Source organism: Bacillus sp. FSL K6-1338, from assembly GCF_038006965.1.
Classification (GTDB): domain Bacteria; phylum Bacillota; class Bacilli; order Bacillales; family Bacillaceae_G; genus Bacillus_A; species Bacillus_A thuringiensis_S.
The window spans coordinates 1-16,435 of sequence record NZ_JBBOWI010000002.1 but is presented as its reverse complement, the minus strand read 5'-3'; the positions used below and the strand labels follow the sequence as shown (position 1 = coordinate 16,435).

Genomic DNA, 16,435 nt, shown 5'->3' with positions numbered 1-16,435 from the left:
GGATAAGAAGTCATTTTAAGTATAAAAATGTCTGACATAGTAATATTATAGGGGAAATATATAAATTACGCTGATTTCAATACTTAAAAGAACTAATATTTGAGGTAGCAGTGTTGTTCCTTTTTTATTTAATAAAAAATTAACGCAATAATGGACGGCGAGCGTGTAGATGTGATGAAAATGGGAAAATTATTATCTGTAGAATAAATAAATTCAAATTATAAAGTATTGGATAGGCGAACATAGTGTAAAACATTTTTTGGAGGATTACAATATTTAATTAAATGGATAAAAAAACCAACCTTGATACTCCAAGTGTTGGTTTTTGTTTTATAATGGAAGTGTGAGTAAAAGTAGCATATTTTATATTTAATAAAAATATTTTTTAAAAGGAGATTCTTATGAAATTGACCCAATTGATATTGAATAATTACCGTAGTTTTGGACCGAAATCTACTACTATTAATATTACAGATTTAACGGCATTCATAGGGCATAATAGTGCAGGTAAAACAGCAGTCCTTAGTGCGCTTCAAAAACTGTTTGGAGATAGTAAAATAAAAAAAGCTGATTTTCACGTTCCTTTTAATCAATCACCTGAAGAGATAGAAAAAAACAATTTATCTATAGAAGCACACTTTGAATTCTTTAAAGAAGACGAAAAGGCAGATAGTTATGCAATCCCAATATACTATGAAAACTTTGTAGTAAACAAAGAAGGTGGTAAACCTTATATTGCTATGCGCCTAGAAGCTAGTTGGGAAAGAGGAAGTGATCCAGAAGGGATTATTGACTATAAATTTTATTATGTAACACAAAAAAAGGAAGATGGAAGTAACAATCTTAAACCGTTATCAATGCATGATAAATCGAAAATAAAAGTTATTTACATACCCGCTGTAAGAAACCCTACAGAACAATTAAAAAACGCTACGGGTACAATTCTATGGAGAATTTTAAAACAAATTAATTGGAAAGAAACAGATAAAACATTGGTTAATGAAAAAATAGAGGCACTAGATATGCAGGTTGCTAATCAACAAGGTATTGCTACAATAAAAAGAATAATTTCCTCCCAATGGAAAAATTATCATAATGACTCTAGATATAAAGAGGCCAATATAAAATTTGGTAGTAGTGATTTAGATACAATTTTAAAAAAATTAGATGTAGAATTTACTCCATCACATACTGAAAAAGCATTTAAAGTTAATGAATTAGGTGATGGGTTACAGTCCCTATTTTATTTAACTTTAATCGACTCCCTTTTAGAGTTAGAAAATGAAGCAATAGATGAAATAAAAAGAAAAGTTGTGGAGGGAGAAAGGATTTTGAATGTCGATCCTCCTGCACTAACATTAGTTTTAGTTGAAGAACCAGAAAATCATGTTAGTCCGCATTTATTAGGTAAAGTTATTAAAAATCTTAAAAGTATACAAAGTCATAACAATGCTCAAATTCTAATTACTTCTCATAACCCGACTATAATTCAAAGAATAGAGCCGACTGAAATTAGACATTTGAGAATTAACAGGGAAAATTGCACTACTATCGTAAAAGAAATTACCTTACCAGACAAACAAGATGTGGCATATAAATATGTCAAGGAGGCTGTTAAAGCTTACCCAGAACTTTATTTCTCTTCATTAGTAATTTTAGGTGAAGGTGATAGTGAAGAAATACTTTTACCTAAATTTTTACGTCTATATACAGATGAATTAGATTCCGTAGGTATTTCTGTTGTACCTTTAGGTGGTCGACATGTAAATCACTTTTGGAAGTTGTTAAGTCAATTGGATATTCCGTTTATTACATTATTAGATTTAGATAGAGAGAGAGAAGGAGGAGGTTGGGGAAGAATTAAATATGCTCTGAAACAATTAATTGAAATTGGAGCTAAGAAAGAATCCCTTCTAGAACTAAAAGGAGGCGCAGTTTTATCAGATGATCGTTTAGAAAATATGCATAAGTGGAAATTGGATTCGAAAGCAAAAGTTGAGAATTTAGGGAACTGGGGCAGATTTCTTGAAAATTATAATATATATTTTTCTAGTCCTTTAGATATAGACTTTTTAATGATTGAGAAATTTTTAGCACATTATTTAATGACATTAAATGAAGGGGAAGGTCCGCTTATTAAAATAAGGGAAGGTGAAAAACAGAAACGACTCCATAACCTAACTAGTGAAGAAAAAAAATTAGAAGTATATAAAGAACGAATCAAAGAAAGTATTAAACGGACTCTCAAGGAAAAAGGGGGAAGTGGGGAAACATATACTGATACTCAAAAAGAATTAATGGTTTGGTATAATTACTTCTTCTTAACAAGAGGGAAACCCGTAACACATTTACAAGCCGTAAATTACATTGAAGATGAAAAATTAAAGGAAGATATGCCTGTAGTAATTCAAAGATTATGTGAAAAAGCAAAAACTATTCTTATAAGGGAATGAAAGAGATGAGAAATTCTATTGAAGAATGGCATCCAAGTGATGGGTTAATCTTAGAGAATCAAGCTTTAAAAGCTGTAAAGGATTTGAAAAATTTATTAGTAGTCGCAGGACCAGGTGCAGGGAAAACAGAGTTGCTTGCTCAAAAAGCAAGCTATTTATTACAGACTAATAACTGTACCAATCCTAAAAAAATTTTAGCAATTAGTTTTAAAAAAGATGCAGCATCTAATTTGAAAGAGCGAGTTGGTTTAAGGGTATCTAATGAATTGATGAATAGATTTACATCTCAGACATTTGATTCGTTTGCTAAAAGTATATTAGATAGATTTTTAAATGCACTACCAGAAGAATATAGACCTAACCCTGATTATGAAATAGTTGATAGGCAGCAAAATGCAATTGTAAGGGCTTTTAATAAGTTTAATATGTATATTAATGATAAAGAGACAAAAAAAATTCTCCTTAATCGTTTAGTAAGTGGGAGGTTGGCGAATGAAAAAAATGATTTAATAAAAAATGTATGGCATCTGTTATTAAAAGGAGATGAAAACCATAAAGCTACTTTGAGCTTTCCGATGATTACTCGTTTAGCAATTCATATTCTAGAAAATAATCCATATATTCTTATGTCCTTAAGGGAGACGTATAGTAATGTATTTTTAGATGAATTTCAAGATACTACAGCATTACAGTATGAACTTGTAAAGGTTTGCTTTTTTAACACTCATACTTTTATTACAGCAGTAGGAGATAATAGACAAAGAATAATGATTTGGGCTGGTGCAAAACAAGATATTTTTGAGTGTTATAAACAAGATTTTAAAGCTAGAGAATATTCTTTAGAAATGAATCATAGATCGGCACCCAGATTATTAGAAATACAGAAGATTGTAAATAATTATTTACAGGATAATCCATTTACACCGGTACCTAATCCAAAATGGTCTAAAGATGATGGTATAGCAGAAATATGGTATTTTTCAGATTATAAAATCGAGACGAAAATAATAGTTTCGAAAATTAAGGAACTAATACAGACTCATAGAGCTACTCCTAATGAGATTTGCATAATTGTAAAACAAACAGTTGACAAATATGCAACATCAATAATTGAAGAACTAAAACCATTGAATATTAAGGCTAGAAATGAAACTGTATTTCAAGACTTGTTAAAGGAAGATGTAGTAAATCTTATTCTTAATGTATTAAAAGCGGCCTTAGATATTTATAATAGCGATGCCTGGCTTTTGGTTTGGAACTCTAAAATTATCTTTGAAGGAATACAAGGATCTAAAAATGAATATTCTTATGATAATTTAAGAAGGGAACTGAAAGAGTTTTTGAAGCTTGTAAAGAAAAAAATATCTTCAGTAGCCCATGTAGAAGAATTGAGGGAGCTGGTTATAGAAATACTTAATTTTTTCGATTTAAATCAAATACGAAAATACTATCCTCAGTATTCTCAAGGTGAATATATTAACAAATTGAAGGAAGATGTTGAATATCATTTATACAACTATTTTCAAGAAACAAAAGATTGGTTACTTGCTATTGATATTTTTGAAGGGAAAAACTCTATTCCAATTATGACCATTCATAAAAGTAAGGGATTGGAATATGAAGCGGTATTTTTTGTAGGATTTGATGATAATGCTTTTTGGAGCTTTTCTCAACAACAACAGGAGGATACTTGTACATTTTTTGTAGGTTTATCTAGAGCTAAAAGGTATTTGTATTTTACGTTTTCAGAAAGTCGTGAATGGGCGTATTGCTCCAAGGGTAATATTTCTATTTTATATCAAATGTTAAACGAATCTAAAGTAGTTGAAGAATTATATTTCGAATAATAGGTTAATTGTTTAGAAGTTCAAGGTATGAAAAAAATTTAATAAATTTTTTTATAAAAACAATTAATTAGTAACAAATATAACTCGTATTTTGCACAAACTTTTTTAGATACGAGTTTTTCTTTTATTATAAAAATAAATGTTTACAGCATTGTTTTATTGAAACTACTATGAAAGAAAACGGTGTTTCAACACTACGTTTTACATTTGAGGGTGCTGGATGCTGTGGACCAAGCTACGGTATTAATTTAGGAGAAGCGCAAGAAAATGATGTAACAGAAACAGTAAATGGTATTGAAGTTGCCATGGATCCAAAGGTCGTTGATATTGTAAATACATTGACACTAGACTATGCAGAAGATCAACAAGGTGCAGGACTTGTAATAGGTGGCGAATCGAATTGCTGCAAAGTATTAATTGAAGAAGATTAACAAACATGACTAACTATCACGAACTCGTAAAAGGAAAAGTATATATTGGTGGAGTAGACGCTATACAAGACGCAGTAAAAAAGCACGGGATTACAGAGGTGTTTGATTTACGTGCTGGAGGAGAAGAACCAAAAGGGTTTCCGGCTGGAACTAAACGTCATGCTTATTCAATCGTAGAAGGTGTAGAAGGACAAGATGAATCAGTAAGAAATGCAATTGCAGCGGTCAGGGAAGCTGTTGAACAAGATAAAAAAGTATTTTTCCATTGTTCTGGCGGACGTAATCGTACAGGTACAGTTGCTACAGGATTATTATTAGAATTAGGTCATGCTTCTAATACAGAAGATGCAGAACAACAAGTAAGAACAGTGCGTTCTATTATTGCAATTAAACCAGAGTTAAAACAAGTATTACAAAATCTATATCAACACTAAGAGTGAAACGGATATTTTATAAAAGATATCCATTTTTTTATAAATGAGAATATGTATTGTACGCATAAAAATATCCGATAATGTAAATAATAAAAATTTTTTAAGAGGGGATATATAAATGGCAAAGCGTAAAAATGATTGGACGGAAAAGAAAATAGAGAAGTATATAAAAGAAGGCAGAGGACAAGGTGAATTAAATAACTATAAACCCTGGTTAACGATACAAAATGTATCTTCAACGGGTAATAGCTCTCGTTTAATGGGATGGAAAACTAATAGGAGACATGAGTTTTTATCAGATTTAGAGAGGGATTATTTTTTTATATTAGAATGGATAGAAGAAGTTATTGATATTCGTGAACAATTTCCATTAAATCGAGAATTGACATATAAAATTGCTGGAGAGAAAGGGATACATCATCCTATTTGTAAAGGAACTGAAACGTTAATAGTTCTGACAACAGATTTTTTCCTGACGGTTCGTGACGGAAAAGAAATTAAATATATTGCTAGGACTATAAAACCTAGTAGTGAATTAGAAAATGAAAGAGTAATTGAAAAGTTTGAGATAGAAAGAGAATATTGGGAAAGGAAAGGAATCGATTGGGGAGTTGTAACAGAAAAGGATTTTCCTGATATAACATGTCATAATATTTCGTGGATTCATAAGCACTATTATCTCGAGGAAATTGAAGATGAAACTTTTGTAAAATTCTTTTTTAGTTACTTAATGACATTTCAAAATGTGGATAAGAGCCTTATAGAAAGCTGCAATGAGTTTGAAGAACAGTATAATTTGGAACAAGGTGCGTCAATTAATTATTTTAAACATTTATTAGCTAGAAAGTTAATTTTTGTAGATATCAATACGCAAAAATTAAATATGCGAGGTTTAAGTATAAGCGAACTAGCTTTTAGTGAAAGAGGCGATGAGAATTTTGATTACGCTATCAGTTAATGAAATATTTAAATCAATTGATGATTCAAAGATATACAGATTACTCTGGATAGATGAAAGTAATGTTATTACATATTTAATCGATGTGTATGATGAAAAAGCTATGCCTTTTGTAGATACACTGAAAAGTCTTCAAGAAGGCTTTTCGAATGGACAGTATATGAAAGTAAGCAATGATGAAGTATTTCCAGTTGTAAATCATCAAGAATTGACAGAAAAAGATATCCTTATGAGAGATAAGGCATGGAATATTATACAAGATTTAATAATTCAAGAACCTAACATTTATAAAAGAGATAAAAGAGGTACGTTAATTAGACAAATGAGAGGGAATTTTGGTTGCTCAAAGCAAACGATTTACAAATATTTAAAGCGGTATTGGCAAAGAGGAAAGGTCAGAGATAGCTTACTTCCTGATTTTAAAAATTGCGGTAATAAGGGGAAGTCGAAGAATTGGAGCGGAAATAAGACGGGTAGACCGAGAATGACAAATAGCACGGGAATCAATATTACATCGGAATTAAAAGAAATATTCAAGAAAGCTATACAAAATTATTATTTTACAAATCCAGAAAATACACTGACATTTACATACAAAATGATGATTAGGGATGCTTTTCAGGCAAGCATTCGTTATCAAGATGGAAGAAAGTATATTGTGATTGAAGACGCAGATACCGTTCCTACTTTTCGACAGTTTTATTATTGGTTTCATAAAGAATATGGAGTTGAAGAAATTACGTCAGCTAAGCATGGGAGAAAGAAATTCGAAAGAGATCATAGGGCCGTTTTAGGTTCGTCTTCTTTTGAAGTTTTTGGACCAGGATCCAGATATCAAATTGATGCGACAATCGCTAACGTATATATAGTTTCTCGTTATAATTCTGATTGGGTATTGAAGAGACCAACTATATACTATGTAACGGATGTCTTTACCCATTTAATTACTGGTTTTTATATTGGGATTGAAGGTCCCTCATGGACTGGAATGATGATGGCACTTTTGAATTCTACAGTTTATAAAAAGGACTTTTGTGCGGATTATGGTATTAATATTACAGATAATTGTTGGCCAGCAGCACATCTACCAGAGATTATTTTAGGAGATCGCGGAGAGTTAGAAGGATATAATGTAAATCATTTGATACAAGGGCTTAATATTACAGTGGAAAATAATCCATCTTTTCGTCCAGACTGGAAAGGAATTGTAGAAAAATTATTTGATACATCTCAAGAAACAATACGCCCCTTTTTACCTGGATATGTTTCAAAAGATTGGGGTGAAAGGGGGGCAAAAGATCCACGTTTAGAGGCGAAACTCGATATAGAACAATATACAAAAATTATTATCAATTTTATTCTGCATTACAATAAAAATTTTTATATGAAGAATTATATACGGGACAAAGATATGATAGTTGATAATGTAAAACCAACACCAATTGAATTGTGGAAATGGGGAATAAAAAATCGCTCTGGGAAATTACGAGTCATTCATCCTGATATCATGAAATTTTATTTAATGCCGAGAGGTGTTGCTACAGTCACTGCAAAAGGAATCAGATTTGAAAAAATGTTGTATAGCTGTGACACGGCAATACAACAATCATGGTTTGCTACAGCAAGAACAAAGAAAAGTTGGAAAGTGGATGTTTCTTATGATCCTCGAAATATGAATAATATTTATATTCATACAAAGGATGAAAAGATATTTGAAAACTGCTATTTATTAAAACATCAAGAGCGGTATCAAGATAAAGCCTTAGAGGAGGTTAGACAGTTAAATAGCTTAGAAAGTAAAGGTTACAAAGAAGAAGAACATATATTACTACAAAATGAAATTAACTTTTTTGATAATATTCAATCTATTGTTAAAGAAGCTGTTAAGGAAGCAAGCAAAAAACAAACAAAGCATGTAACAAAGAAAAAGAAAATTAAAGACATTAAGCATCATACCCAATTGGAGAGAAAAATGCGAAGAACTAAGGAAGTATTTAAACTTGATAACAATGAAGAAGAGGCTCTACCAGAGGTTATTCATTTGGACAAACAACAAGAAGATGAATTCAAGCGTCGCTCAGTTAAAGAATTATTCAATAAAAGGAGGGGGCATAAGCATGAGTGACAATCTAAGAGAAATACAGTTAGATAATGGGACATACGCTGTTCTAGCTCATTATCAACAACAGCAATTAGTTGATTATCAGGGGAATCCGTTGATAGAAGCTTTACCTGGCATATTGTCATATGAAGAAGCTTTTGATCAACTTAGCTTTTTACCCAATTATCATGAAAAAGAAAGAAATTTATCAGATCATCATCGATTTCATGCTTTATTACGTTTAACTCGTTTTTTTCAACCAATCTCTCAAACATTAGACTTGGAAAGACGTTTTTCAAGATTTTTACGCTATGGATATGTGAATCGGAATCCTCTTCAAAAGCAACATGTTCAAGTACTAAATGAATTACATCATCAATTAGTAGAAAGAAATAATTTAAGTCTGCCGGCGGATATACGGGCTACTGCATCTAGTTTCACATTAATGGGTTTCTCTGGAATTGGAAAATCAACAGCTATAGAACGAATACTTTCATTATATCCTCAACTTATTATTCATAGATATCCCCTCAATACGCTTCAAATTGTTTGGTTAAAATTAAATTGCCCACATGATGGGTCGTTAAAGTCATTATGTCAAAACTTCTTTGACAAGATAGATCAATTAATTGGTACAAACTATCTCGAAAGTTATGGGAAATCCTCTAATTCTATAAGTTCAATGGTAACTAGGATGGGGCAAATTTCTAGATTACATTGTGTTGGTGCATTGATCATAGATGAAATTCAACATCTGTTGGCAGCGACAGGGGATGCCTCAGAGAAAATGATGAATTTTTTTGTTACTCTTATTAATGAAATTGGAATTCCGGTAATGATAATTGGAACCATGAGAGCTAGGAGCCTTTTACAAAAAGATTTTAGACAAGCACGTCGTGGTAGTGGACAAGGAGACATGGTCTGGCAACAAATGAGTAATAAAGAAGATTGGGAAGTTTTAATTACAAGTATGTGGGATTATCAGTGGACAAAGCAACATGTGGAACTAAATCAAGGTTTATTAGATGTTATTTACGAGGAAAGCGAGGGTATTACTGATATAGCTATAAAGTTGTTTTTACTAGCACAGGGGCGAGCGATTGAAACGGGCATTGAAAAAATTTCATCAGAACTAATCAGAAAAGTTGGTAAAGAAGATTTAAGACTTGTTCAACCTATGCTTCAAGCTCTTAAATCTGGTTGTGAAACAGAGATTGCAAAATATGAAGATATTGTATCGTTAGATATACAAGATTATATATTTAATAAACTTCCAGTAATTGATATGAGAGCTAAACTCCAAGATAAAAAAGAAAAAATCGCACAAGAGCGCCAGAAAATAGAACCAACAAAGGTAGAGAAATTGATTATTTCCCTTATAAACTTAGATATAAACGAGAAGGATGCAGAAAGAGCAACGAAATATGTATTAAATAAATCACCTAACTCTAAAATTAGTGAGTTGATGAAAGAAGCTTTACAATATATTAAGGATAAAGAGAACAAAAAGAAACAAGTTGTAGTAGAGGATAGAAATAAATTAAAGTGTATCATTGATGAAGGTAAAAAGAATAGAAAGTCTGCGTATGAGGCTCTCAATGGTGAAGGATATATTAAGGACCCTTTAAAAGAATTTAATTATAAAGAATCAAGGTGATGTAAAATGCTTGATTATTTTCCTGTACCGTATGAGGATGAATTGTTTTATAGTATAGTCTCTAGATATCATATTCGAAGTCCAGATTTATCAAAAAAGCATACTATGAAGAAGTTGTTTAATAAAAGTGGCTGTTTCCTCGGGATTGAATCCATTGGTGAATTAAAATATTTAGTTGATAATTTACAGGTGTTTTCAGATGTGTTTACTGAAAAGTATTTTATAGAAAGGCATTCACTGATTCCACTTATAAGACCATTTAAAACAAAAGAATGGTACGAACAATTAAGCATAGGAATCTCTTCAAAAGTTTATCAGAGTTTATTTAGTTTGAAAAAAGGGAATATAAAGTCAAAAGAGCATTTATATTATTGCTCTGTATGCGTAAAGGAACAATATCAACTTTATGGTGAAGGTTATTGGAATAGAGTACATCAGGTTCCAGGAGTTTTTGTATGCATTAAACATCAATTACCTCTAAAGAAACATCCGGTTAATATTACGACTTTTCGGTCTCATAATTTTATCTATCCAAATCTAAAGGATAGTAACAGCATTGAAGTATTCATGGAAAGTGAACTTGTGGATGAATTAATAGGAATTGCAGAAGATGTAAAATATTTGCTGGATAAAAATTTTTCGTCTTTTTCAAAAGATTATTACGTTGAGAAATATGAGACACTTTTGAAGGTTAAAGGGATTGGATACCCCGCTTTAAAAAGACATCAGCGCTTAAGGGAGTTACTTCAAGATCATTATTCGCAAACCCTATTAAGGATGTTAGAATCTTCATTTGACATAGATGAAAGATCATCATGGGGAAATTATATTCTGGGGAAGGGTAGTATACAATTTTGTCATCCCATTAGGCATATTTTGGTTATGCGATGTTTGTGTGGCTCAGTAAAAAAATTTTTTGAAAATGAATATTTGTATGAACCCTTTGGAAAAGGTCCATGGTTATGCATGAATTCCCTATCGAATCATTATTTACAAAAATGTGTAGATAAGGTGAAAATCAGTGTTCACGGATTGAATCGAGAAATTCAAGGGGATTTTGAGTGTGATTGTGGTTATATATATAGACTTAGGGGATGGGAACAAAACCCCCTAGAAGTTGCATTCTTTAATAATAGGATTATTCAAAAAGGTCACGTATGGGAAGTAGAGTTTAGCAAACTTTTATCTAGTGGATTAACACAAAAAGAAATAGCTATGAAAACGGGTTTTACACCACGGACTATACGAAAAATATTAAAGGATCGTAAAAATGTCTCAATTAAAAAATTGAGAGAAGACAGTTTGAAGGTCGCTCGAGAAAAGAAAACAGCTCAGTACAAGCATAATTGGATACAATTACGAAATAAATATCCAGCGTATACGAGAGCGAAATTAAGTGATTTAAATAGAGCAGCATATGCGTGGCTAAGCAATTATGAGAGAGCGTGGTTAGAGGAACATTCACCACCTAAGGTTTTGGGGAAGTATTCAAAAAAAAAGAGTGTAGAAAGCTACAATAGAGAAGATTTGATATTAATCGAAGAAGCAAAAAAAATAGTTAATAACTGGGATGGATATGAAAAAAATAGAGGCAAGTTAATTAGAAAAACGTATGCAGCTGTTACGAAAATGTTAGGTGTATACCAGAAATGTCAAAAAAAGAAAAATCATTCTTTATTACAAAGTTACATTGTCACAGTTGAAGAATCTTTACAAGATTTTCAAAAAAGAAGAGTTCGATATTTATTAAATACAAAATTCAAAGATAAAGTAGTTACTTTATCTAAAATAAAAGAGGCTGCAAGTATAAAGGTGGCTGTAAGGGAAGGCGAAGGGGATATAAAAGAATACGTTGAAAAATTGATCAAGGCTCATAATCAAACAAACTAAAAGATAGTGTGGGCTAAGGATTATAAATCATCGTTTTTAAAACAAAAAAATTCATTCGTGAGTTTAAAATAAATATAACTCTTTTATAAAAAGGATAAACTGAAATCTATCTATGATTTCGGCTTTTTTATTGAGATATAGTGAGCATGATGAATAAATAAGAGAAGAAGAAAATTAATATCGAATTTATAAACAAACAAAGGGATATAGATAGAAAGTTAACCCATTTTGTTCTGAACTTTTGTTTTACAAGAAAAAATATAAAGAGTGTGTTTTGATCCTTTTCAGAACACACTCTTTATTTATGCTCAAGTATTAAGTGGGAGTGTATAAATTTTTAATAATTTATTTTAGTAGGATAGTCCATAACTTTCTTGTAATAATTAAGATAGTATGCATTCCTAAAGGAAATACATTAGTGTAAAACTTTCTTGTAATTATTTTCTCTTAAGGGTCTTAAATATAATGTTTTAAAAGCATATTAGTACAAGGGTTTGTTGTAATTAAACAATAAAGTAGGTTGATATTTTCATAAATAGGTAGATTGAAAAAGATAGAGTTTGTAATTCTATCTTTTTCTTATATCTAATTACTACAGAGGATAAAAATTCACTAAAAGAAAGGTAGAAGAATATGAATACATCTATGAAAAAAAATCTAGTAAATTTACGAGTTGATTTTGCTTTCAAGCGCTTGTTTGGAGTAGAAGGAAACGAGGGTATACTCATTGCTTTTCTTAATGCGGTATTACAATCTTCTTTAGATGAGGAAATTATTTCTTTGCATTTAGATGATCCACATCTTCCAAGGGAACAAAAGGATGATAAATTGTCTATTTTAGATTTGCGAGCTACTCTGAATAATGGTATAAAATTAAATATAGAGATACAGGTTCGCGACAAAAAAGACATGATTGAGCGATCTTTGTTCTACTGGGCTGGCATGTATTATTCTCAAATGACTCAGGGGATGAAGTATACAGAATTAAGACCAACTATTTGTATTAATATAGTGGATTTCATTCTGTTTCCAGGAGAAGAGGACTTTCATAATGTCGGTGTAGTCATGAACAAAAAATCGGAGCACATAATTTCAGAGAATATGCAATTGCACTTTCTTGAGATTCCAAAAGTAATTCGAGAATGGCAAGAAGATCGAATGGATCCATGGGAGGATATATTAGCACGTTGGCTATTATTATTTCCTGCATATGAAGATGAGAAATTAACTACAATCCTGGAGGGAATCGCGATGGAAAAAGATCCAGTTTTGAAAAAGGCAATAGAGGATTGGGAGCGTTTAAGTAGTGATAAAGACTTTTTACGCTTATATGAGGCGAGAGAGAAGGCAATAAAAGATAGAATATCAGAAATAGAGACAGCAGAAGAAAAAGCTGCAAAAGAAGCTAGAATAGAAATGATTCATAATTTAATTAAAGTAGGTGTACCTATAGAGAAGATAGCGGAAGCCACTGAATTAAGTGTCGAAAAGGTTAATGAAATTTTAAGAAACAAAGAGTAGATAGAAGTAGTGAAAAACAGGTACTTGTGAAAAACGCACAATTACCTGTTTTTTGTTTCTAATGAATAGTTTGATAAACACAAGGCTTAGACACTCCTTAATAGGTAGTATACTCTTATTAAGGAGCATAATAAGTTGTTGGAGAGATTAAAATGAATAAGAAAAAAGAAGCGAATACCCTTAGAGATAAAATTCCAAAATGGATAAAATAGAATCATGTTGCTCACTGAAAGAAGATATGAATGCTTTAGGTCTTAAGGACGGTAATATTTTTTTAATTCTTATAGTATGGTACGATCCTAACAAAGAGGGTATAAATAAAGGTGTAAACAAGGACTTGTTTTTATAAAAACGTATTGCTATAATATAAAAGTAATAAGATTTTACAATGAAAATATAAAATTAATCAGTTCGCATATAAGAGAAGACCTCAATATGCGCCATGTCCTTAGGGGACGTGTGCGTGTATTGAGGTCTTTTTGCGTTTTGCGAGCAAAAACACCTGGAGGTGCAGGAATTATGTTGAATTGGTTGTCTGCAAAACTTATGACAACATCTGTAGGAGATTTCTTACTGGCAAAAAGTAGCTTTACGAAGGGGCTTGGTGGTAGTGGCAGTGGTGCCAATGCTGAAACCGTCCAAAAAAGCATGAACACTTTGGTGAAAACCTTAATTGGTTTTGGGGGAATATGGGTGGCAGCTTGCGTTGTATTTGCAGCTATTAAACTATCTGGTGCACAAGGGAAGAATCCTGAAAACCGTACACAAGCTATGATTGGTTTAGCCTGCGCAGCAATTGGAGGCTTTGTCATGATCAAAGCTTACGATATCGCTGCTTGGGTTACGACAATCTAACATAAGAGTTTGTACAAGCTCTCCTCGATTTGGGGAGAGCTTCTCTTATACAAGGGAGGAAAAAGAATGAGAAAAGTAACTGTTCCTGTTGATATGACTTCGGAGCAAAAAACACTATTAGGTGTGCTGAGCAAACGCCAATTGATTTATCTATTGGGTGGCGGGGCATCCCTTTATTTATATGTACCATTCTTATGGCGGTTATTTGCACCTATTGATGCGGTAGTAGCATTTTTTATTTGCTTAATTTTAGCACTACCAACGGTAGTAAGTGTAATAGCGTTTGCGTTTATATATAAAGAAAAACAACACATGTATCTAGATAAGTATTTAATTATTAAAATGCGTAGCCGCTCCGAAAAAGGTAAGTGGAGAAAAGGGTACGAGCCAACTACATGGGCAAAGGAGAATCTGTAAATGTTAGAAATGATATATTTTGCGGCGATAGCCATTGTAGGATTTTTCTTTTATCGGAAAATGAATGGAAAACCGCTGTTTGGTTCTAAGAAAAAAGGGAAAAAGCAAGGTGGAGTAGAGAAACACACTACTGAAAAAGCTGGAAAGAAAAATAAAAAAAATATGTCTGCTGAACCGGAAATTGATGAGGATAATGTTGACTTCTTTCGTAATTTTGTAGAAGACATTAAGGAAATCGATAATCATATGATTCGGTATCATGATGACACATTTGTCCTGATTGCGGAAGCACATCCAGTTAACTATTATTTACTTTCCAATATGGAACAAGAAGCGATTGATATCAAAATTGAATCATGGTTAACCACATTAGAGTTTAATACGAAAGTATATATTCAAAGTAAGTTTGTAGATTTAACAGATCCTGTACGAAAAATGACAGAAACGATGAAAGGTGCGAAGGACCTTACACCAGAGACGGTTCTATATGGTCAAGAAGTTATTGATAATTTAGAGTACTGGCAACGTTCGCAACCTCGATATGAACAAAAACGTTATTTAATTTATCCATACAAGGTTGATATTAGTACAATTACGGCTGATACAGAGGACGAGTTAGAAGAAAAGATTGTAGATAAGGCATTTAACGAACTATATCGTCGTTATAATGCATCTCGAAATCTACTATCGAAAGCAAAAATTAATGTAGAAATGTTAACGAAAGATAAATTAATAGAACTTTTATATGTAGCATTTAACCGTCGTAAAGCTATAAAAGCTCGTTTCCAGGACTTAATTGAAAACGAGAATTTCTCCCTCTATTCAACAGGGGAAACGAATGAAAGAAAACTAGAGTTAATGAAGAAAGTGCTAGCGGAAGAAAAGGCAGAAAAATCAAATAACGGGGTGGCGTAAACATGAAGTTGTTCGGAAAAAAGAAAAAGGAAAAGAAAAAAATAGAAGCAGAAGAGAGGGACGAATTGGAGCTAGAGGAGGAAGAGTTGGAAGAAGAGGAAATACCGACGCAATTAGACAATCAAACAACAGTGTTTGATGTTATTGCTCCAGAAGGAATGAAAATTGATGCAGAAGATTATGGGGTCATTAAACAATCTTTAGGAAGTAATACGTTCTTTCGTCCGTTTTATATTCCACGTGATGGGTACCCGCGTATGATGCAAACCAATTGGCTCAACATGTTAACTTCGGCTGGGGAAGTGGATGTCATGATCGATATTCATAAAGAACCAAAAGCTAAAGCAATGCGATCATTAGATATGCAGCTGACGATGTTACGTTCCAATCTTTCTTTCCAACGTACACGAGGAAACATTGACCAAGAAAAAGACTTAGATGCAAAAATTCAAGATACAAACAATTTAATGGATGAAATCCAGTTCAATGAAAACGACTCCTATATGGTGAGTACAATGGGTGTTGCTTACGCAGAATCAAAGAAAGAATTGGACGTTTTATGTGAGTATATTGAAGATGAAATGCAAGCATCTCACTTTAAGATAGCAAGTACTTGGAACCGTGTGAAGAGTGGTTTGAAAGCTACTATGCCATTAGGTGCACCAAATACACTGCAAGATACCTATCGAAATATCGATAGACGTGCGTTATGTACGTTTGCACCATTTGTATCAGGATCGGGGAGATTTAATGGTGGCATACCAATAGGAAAGAATAAAATTACTGGGCAAGTAGAATTTTTAAATTCATTTGGTAATGCAGATTATCGCCCGCCAAACTATAACATTGGTGTAACAGGGATCTCAGGTTCCGGAAAAAGTTTACTTTTAAAAATGAAATTAGCTCGTGAAACGTCACTTGCAGATACGCATGCAATGATTATCGATCCAGAAGGA

14 protein-coding genes are annotated in these 16,435 nt (G+C 32.2%); all 14 read left to right on the top strand.

Annotated features, from left to right (window positions below):
* Nucleotides 1-401 precede the first annotated feature (401 nt).
* Complete coding sequence (locus tag NZ044_RS27130) at nt 402-2,453, top strand: ATP-dependent nuclease (protein ID WP_340950066.1); 2,052 nt, start codon at nt 402-404, stop codon at nt 2,451-2,453.
* Complete coding sequence (locus tag NZ044_RS27125) at nt 2,450-4,300, top strand: ATP-dependent helicase (protein ID WP_340950065.1); 1,851 nt, start codon at nt 2,450-2,452, stop codon at nt 4,298-4,300. Before NZ044_RS27130 ends, NZ044_RS27125 begins: the two co-directional genes overlap by 4 nt.
* Before the next feature lie 170 nt (nt 4,301-4,470).
* Complete coding sequence (locus NZ044_RS27120) at nt 4,471-4,731, top strand: adhesin (RefSeq protein WP_340950064.1); 261 nt, start codon at nt 4,471-4,473, stop codon at nt 4,729-4,731.
* Between the two features lie 5 nt (nt 4,732-4,736).
* Nucleotides 4,737-5,165: a protein-tyrosine phosphatase family protein gene (locus NZ044_RS27115; RefSeq protein WP_340950063.1), complete on the top strand. Its 429-nt coding sequence runs from the start codon at nt 4,737-4,739 to the stop codon at nt 5,163-5,165.
* Nucleotides 5,166-5,283: 118 nt separating this feature from the next.
* Entirely contained in the window at nt 5,284-6,123 is an 840-nt protein-coding gene (locus NZ044_RS27110) for a TnsA endonuclease N-terminal domain-containing protein (protein WP_340950062.1), read from the top strand.
* Nucleotides 6,104-8,248 (top strand): Mu transposase C-terminal domain-containing protein, encoded by a 2,145-nt coding sequence (locus NZ044_RS27105; protein WP_440032823.1) that lies wholly within the window; start codon nt 6,104-6,106, stop codon nt 8,246-8,248. The genes NZ044_RS27110 and NZ044_RS27105 overlap by 20 nt, the downstream gene beginning before the upstream one ends.
* Nucleotides 8,241-9,881, top strand: a complete 1,641-nt coding sequence (locus NZ044_RS27100) for an ATP-binding protein (RefSeq protein WP_340950061.1) — start codon at nt 8,241-8,243, stop codon at nt 9,879-9,881. Before NZ044_RS27105 ends, NZ044_RS27100 begins: the two co-directional genes overlap by 8 nt.
* Before the next feature lie 6 nt (nt 9,882-9,887).
* Nucleotides 9,888-11,771: a TnsD family Tn7-like transposition protein gene (locus tag NZ044_RS27095; protein ID WP_340950060.1), complete on the top strand. Its 1,884-nt coding sequence runs from the start codon at nt 9,888-9,890 to the stop codon at nt 11,769-11,771.
* A 633-nt stretch (nt 11,772-12,404) separates the two neighbouring features.
* A complete protein-coding gene (locus NZ044_RS27090) occupies nt 12,405-13,292 on the top strand; it encodes an Rpn family recombination-promoting nuclease/putative transposase (protein ID WP_061662887.1) in 888 nt (295 codons plus the stop codon).
* A 199-nt stretch (nt 13,293-13,491) separates the two neighbouring features.
* Entirely contained in the window at nt 13,492-13,641 is a 150-nt protein-coding gene (locus tag NZ044_RS27085; RefSeq protein ID WP_375231570.1) for a hypothetical protein, read from the top strand.
* A gap of 86 nt (nt 13,642-13,727) precedes the next feature.
* Nucleotides 13,728-14,147, top strand: a complete 420-nt coding sequence (locus tag NZ044_RS27080; RefSeq protein WP_016083212.1) for a hypothetical protein — start codon at nt 13,728-13,730, stop codon at nt 14,145-14,147.
* Nucleotides 14,148-14,213: 66 nt separating this feature from the next.
* Nucleotides 14,214-14,564, top strand: coding sequence for a PrgI family protein (locus tag NZ044_RS27075; protein WP_001233534.1), 351 nt, complete (start codon nt 14,214-14,216; stop codon nt 14,562-14,564).
* Complete coding sequence (locus NZ044_RS27070) at nt 14,565-15,479, top strand: hypothetical protein (RefSeq protein WP_061662886.1); 915 nt, start codon at nt 14,565-14,567, stop codon at nt 15,477-15,479. It begins immediately after the preceding gene.
* Nucleotides 15,480-15,481: 2 nt separating this feature from the next.
* Nucleotides 15,482-16,435, top strand: a 954-nt coding sequence (locus NZ044_RS27065) for a hypothetical protein (protein ID WP_340950059.1), incomplete at its 3' end; no start/stop codon positions are given.

What these genes read in the sequence shown, in the direction of transcription:
- NZ044_RS27120 (WP_340950064.1), top strand. Translation starts at nt 4,471, where the DNA reads ATGAAAGAAAACGGTGTTTCAACACTACGTTTTACATTTGAGGGTGCT.
- NZ044_RS27110 (WP_340950062.1), top strand. Translation starts at nt 5,284, where the DNA reads ATGGCAAAGCGTAAAAATGATTGGACGGAAAAGAAAATAGAGAAGTAT.
- NZ044_RS27115 (WP_340950063.1), top strand. Translation starts at nt 4,737, where the DNA reads ATGACTAACTATCACGAACTCGTAAAAGGAAAAGTATATATTGGTGGA.
- NZ044_RS27075 (WP_001233534.1), top strand. Translation starts at nt 14,214, where the DNA reads ATGAGAAAAGTAACTGTTCCTGTTGATATGACTTCGGAGCAAAAAACA.
- NZ044_RS27070 (WP_061662886.1), top strand. Translation starts at nt 14,565, where the DNA reads ATGTTAGAAATGATATATTTTGCGGCGATAGCCATTGTAGGATTTTTC.
- NZ044_RS27100 (WP_340950061.1), top strand. Translation starts at nt 8,241, where the DNA reads ATGAGTGACAATCTAAGAGAAATACAGTTAGATAATGGGACATACGCT.
- NZ044_RS27080 (WP_016083212.1), top strand. Translation starts at nt 13,728, where the DNA reads ATGCGCCATGTCCTTAGGGGACGTGTGCGTGTATTGAGGTCTTTTTGC.
- NZ044_RS27095 (WP_340950060.1), top strand. Translation starts at nt 9,888, where the DNA reads ATGCTTGATTATTTTCCTGTACCGTATGAGGATGAATTGTTTTATAGT.
- NZ044_RS27130 (WP_340950066.1), top strand. Translation starts at nt 402, where the DNA reads ATGAAATTGACCCAATTGATATTGAATAATTACCGTAGTTTTGGACCG.
- NZ044_RS27125 (WP_340950065.1), top strand. Translation starts at nt 2,450, where the DNA reads ATGAAAGAGATGAGAAATTCTATTGAAGAATGGCATCCAAGTGATGGG.
- NZ044_RS27085 (WP_375231570.1), top strand. Translation starts at nt 13,492, where the DNA reads ATGGATAAAATAGAATCATGTTGCTCACTGAAAGAAGATATGAATGCT.
- NZ044_RS27090 (WP_061662887.1), top strand. Translation starts at nt 12,405, where the DNA reads ATGAATACATCTATGAAAAAAAATCTAGTAAATTTACGAGTTGATTTT.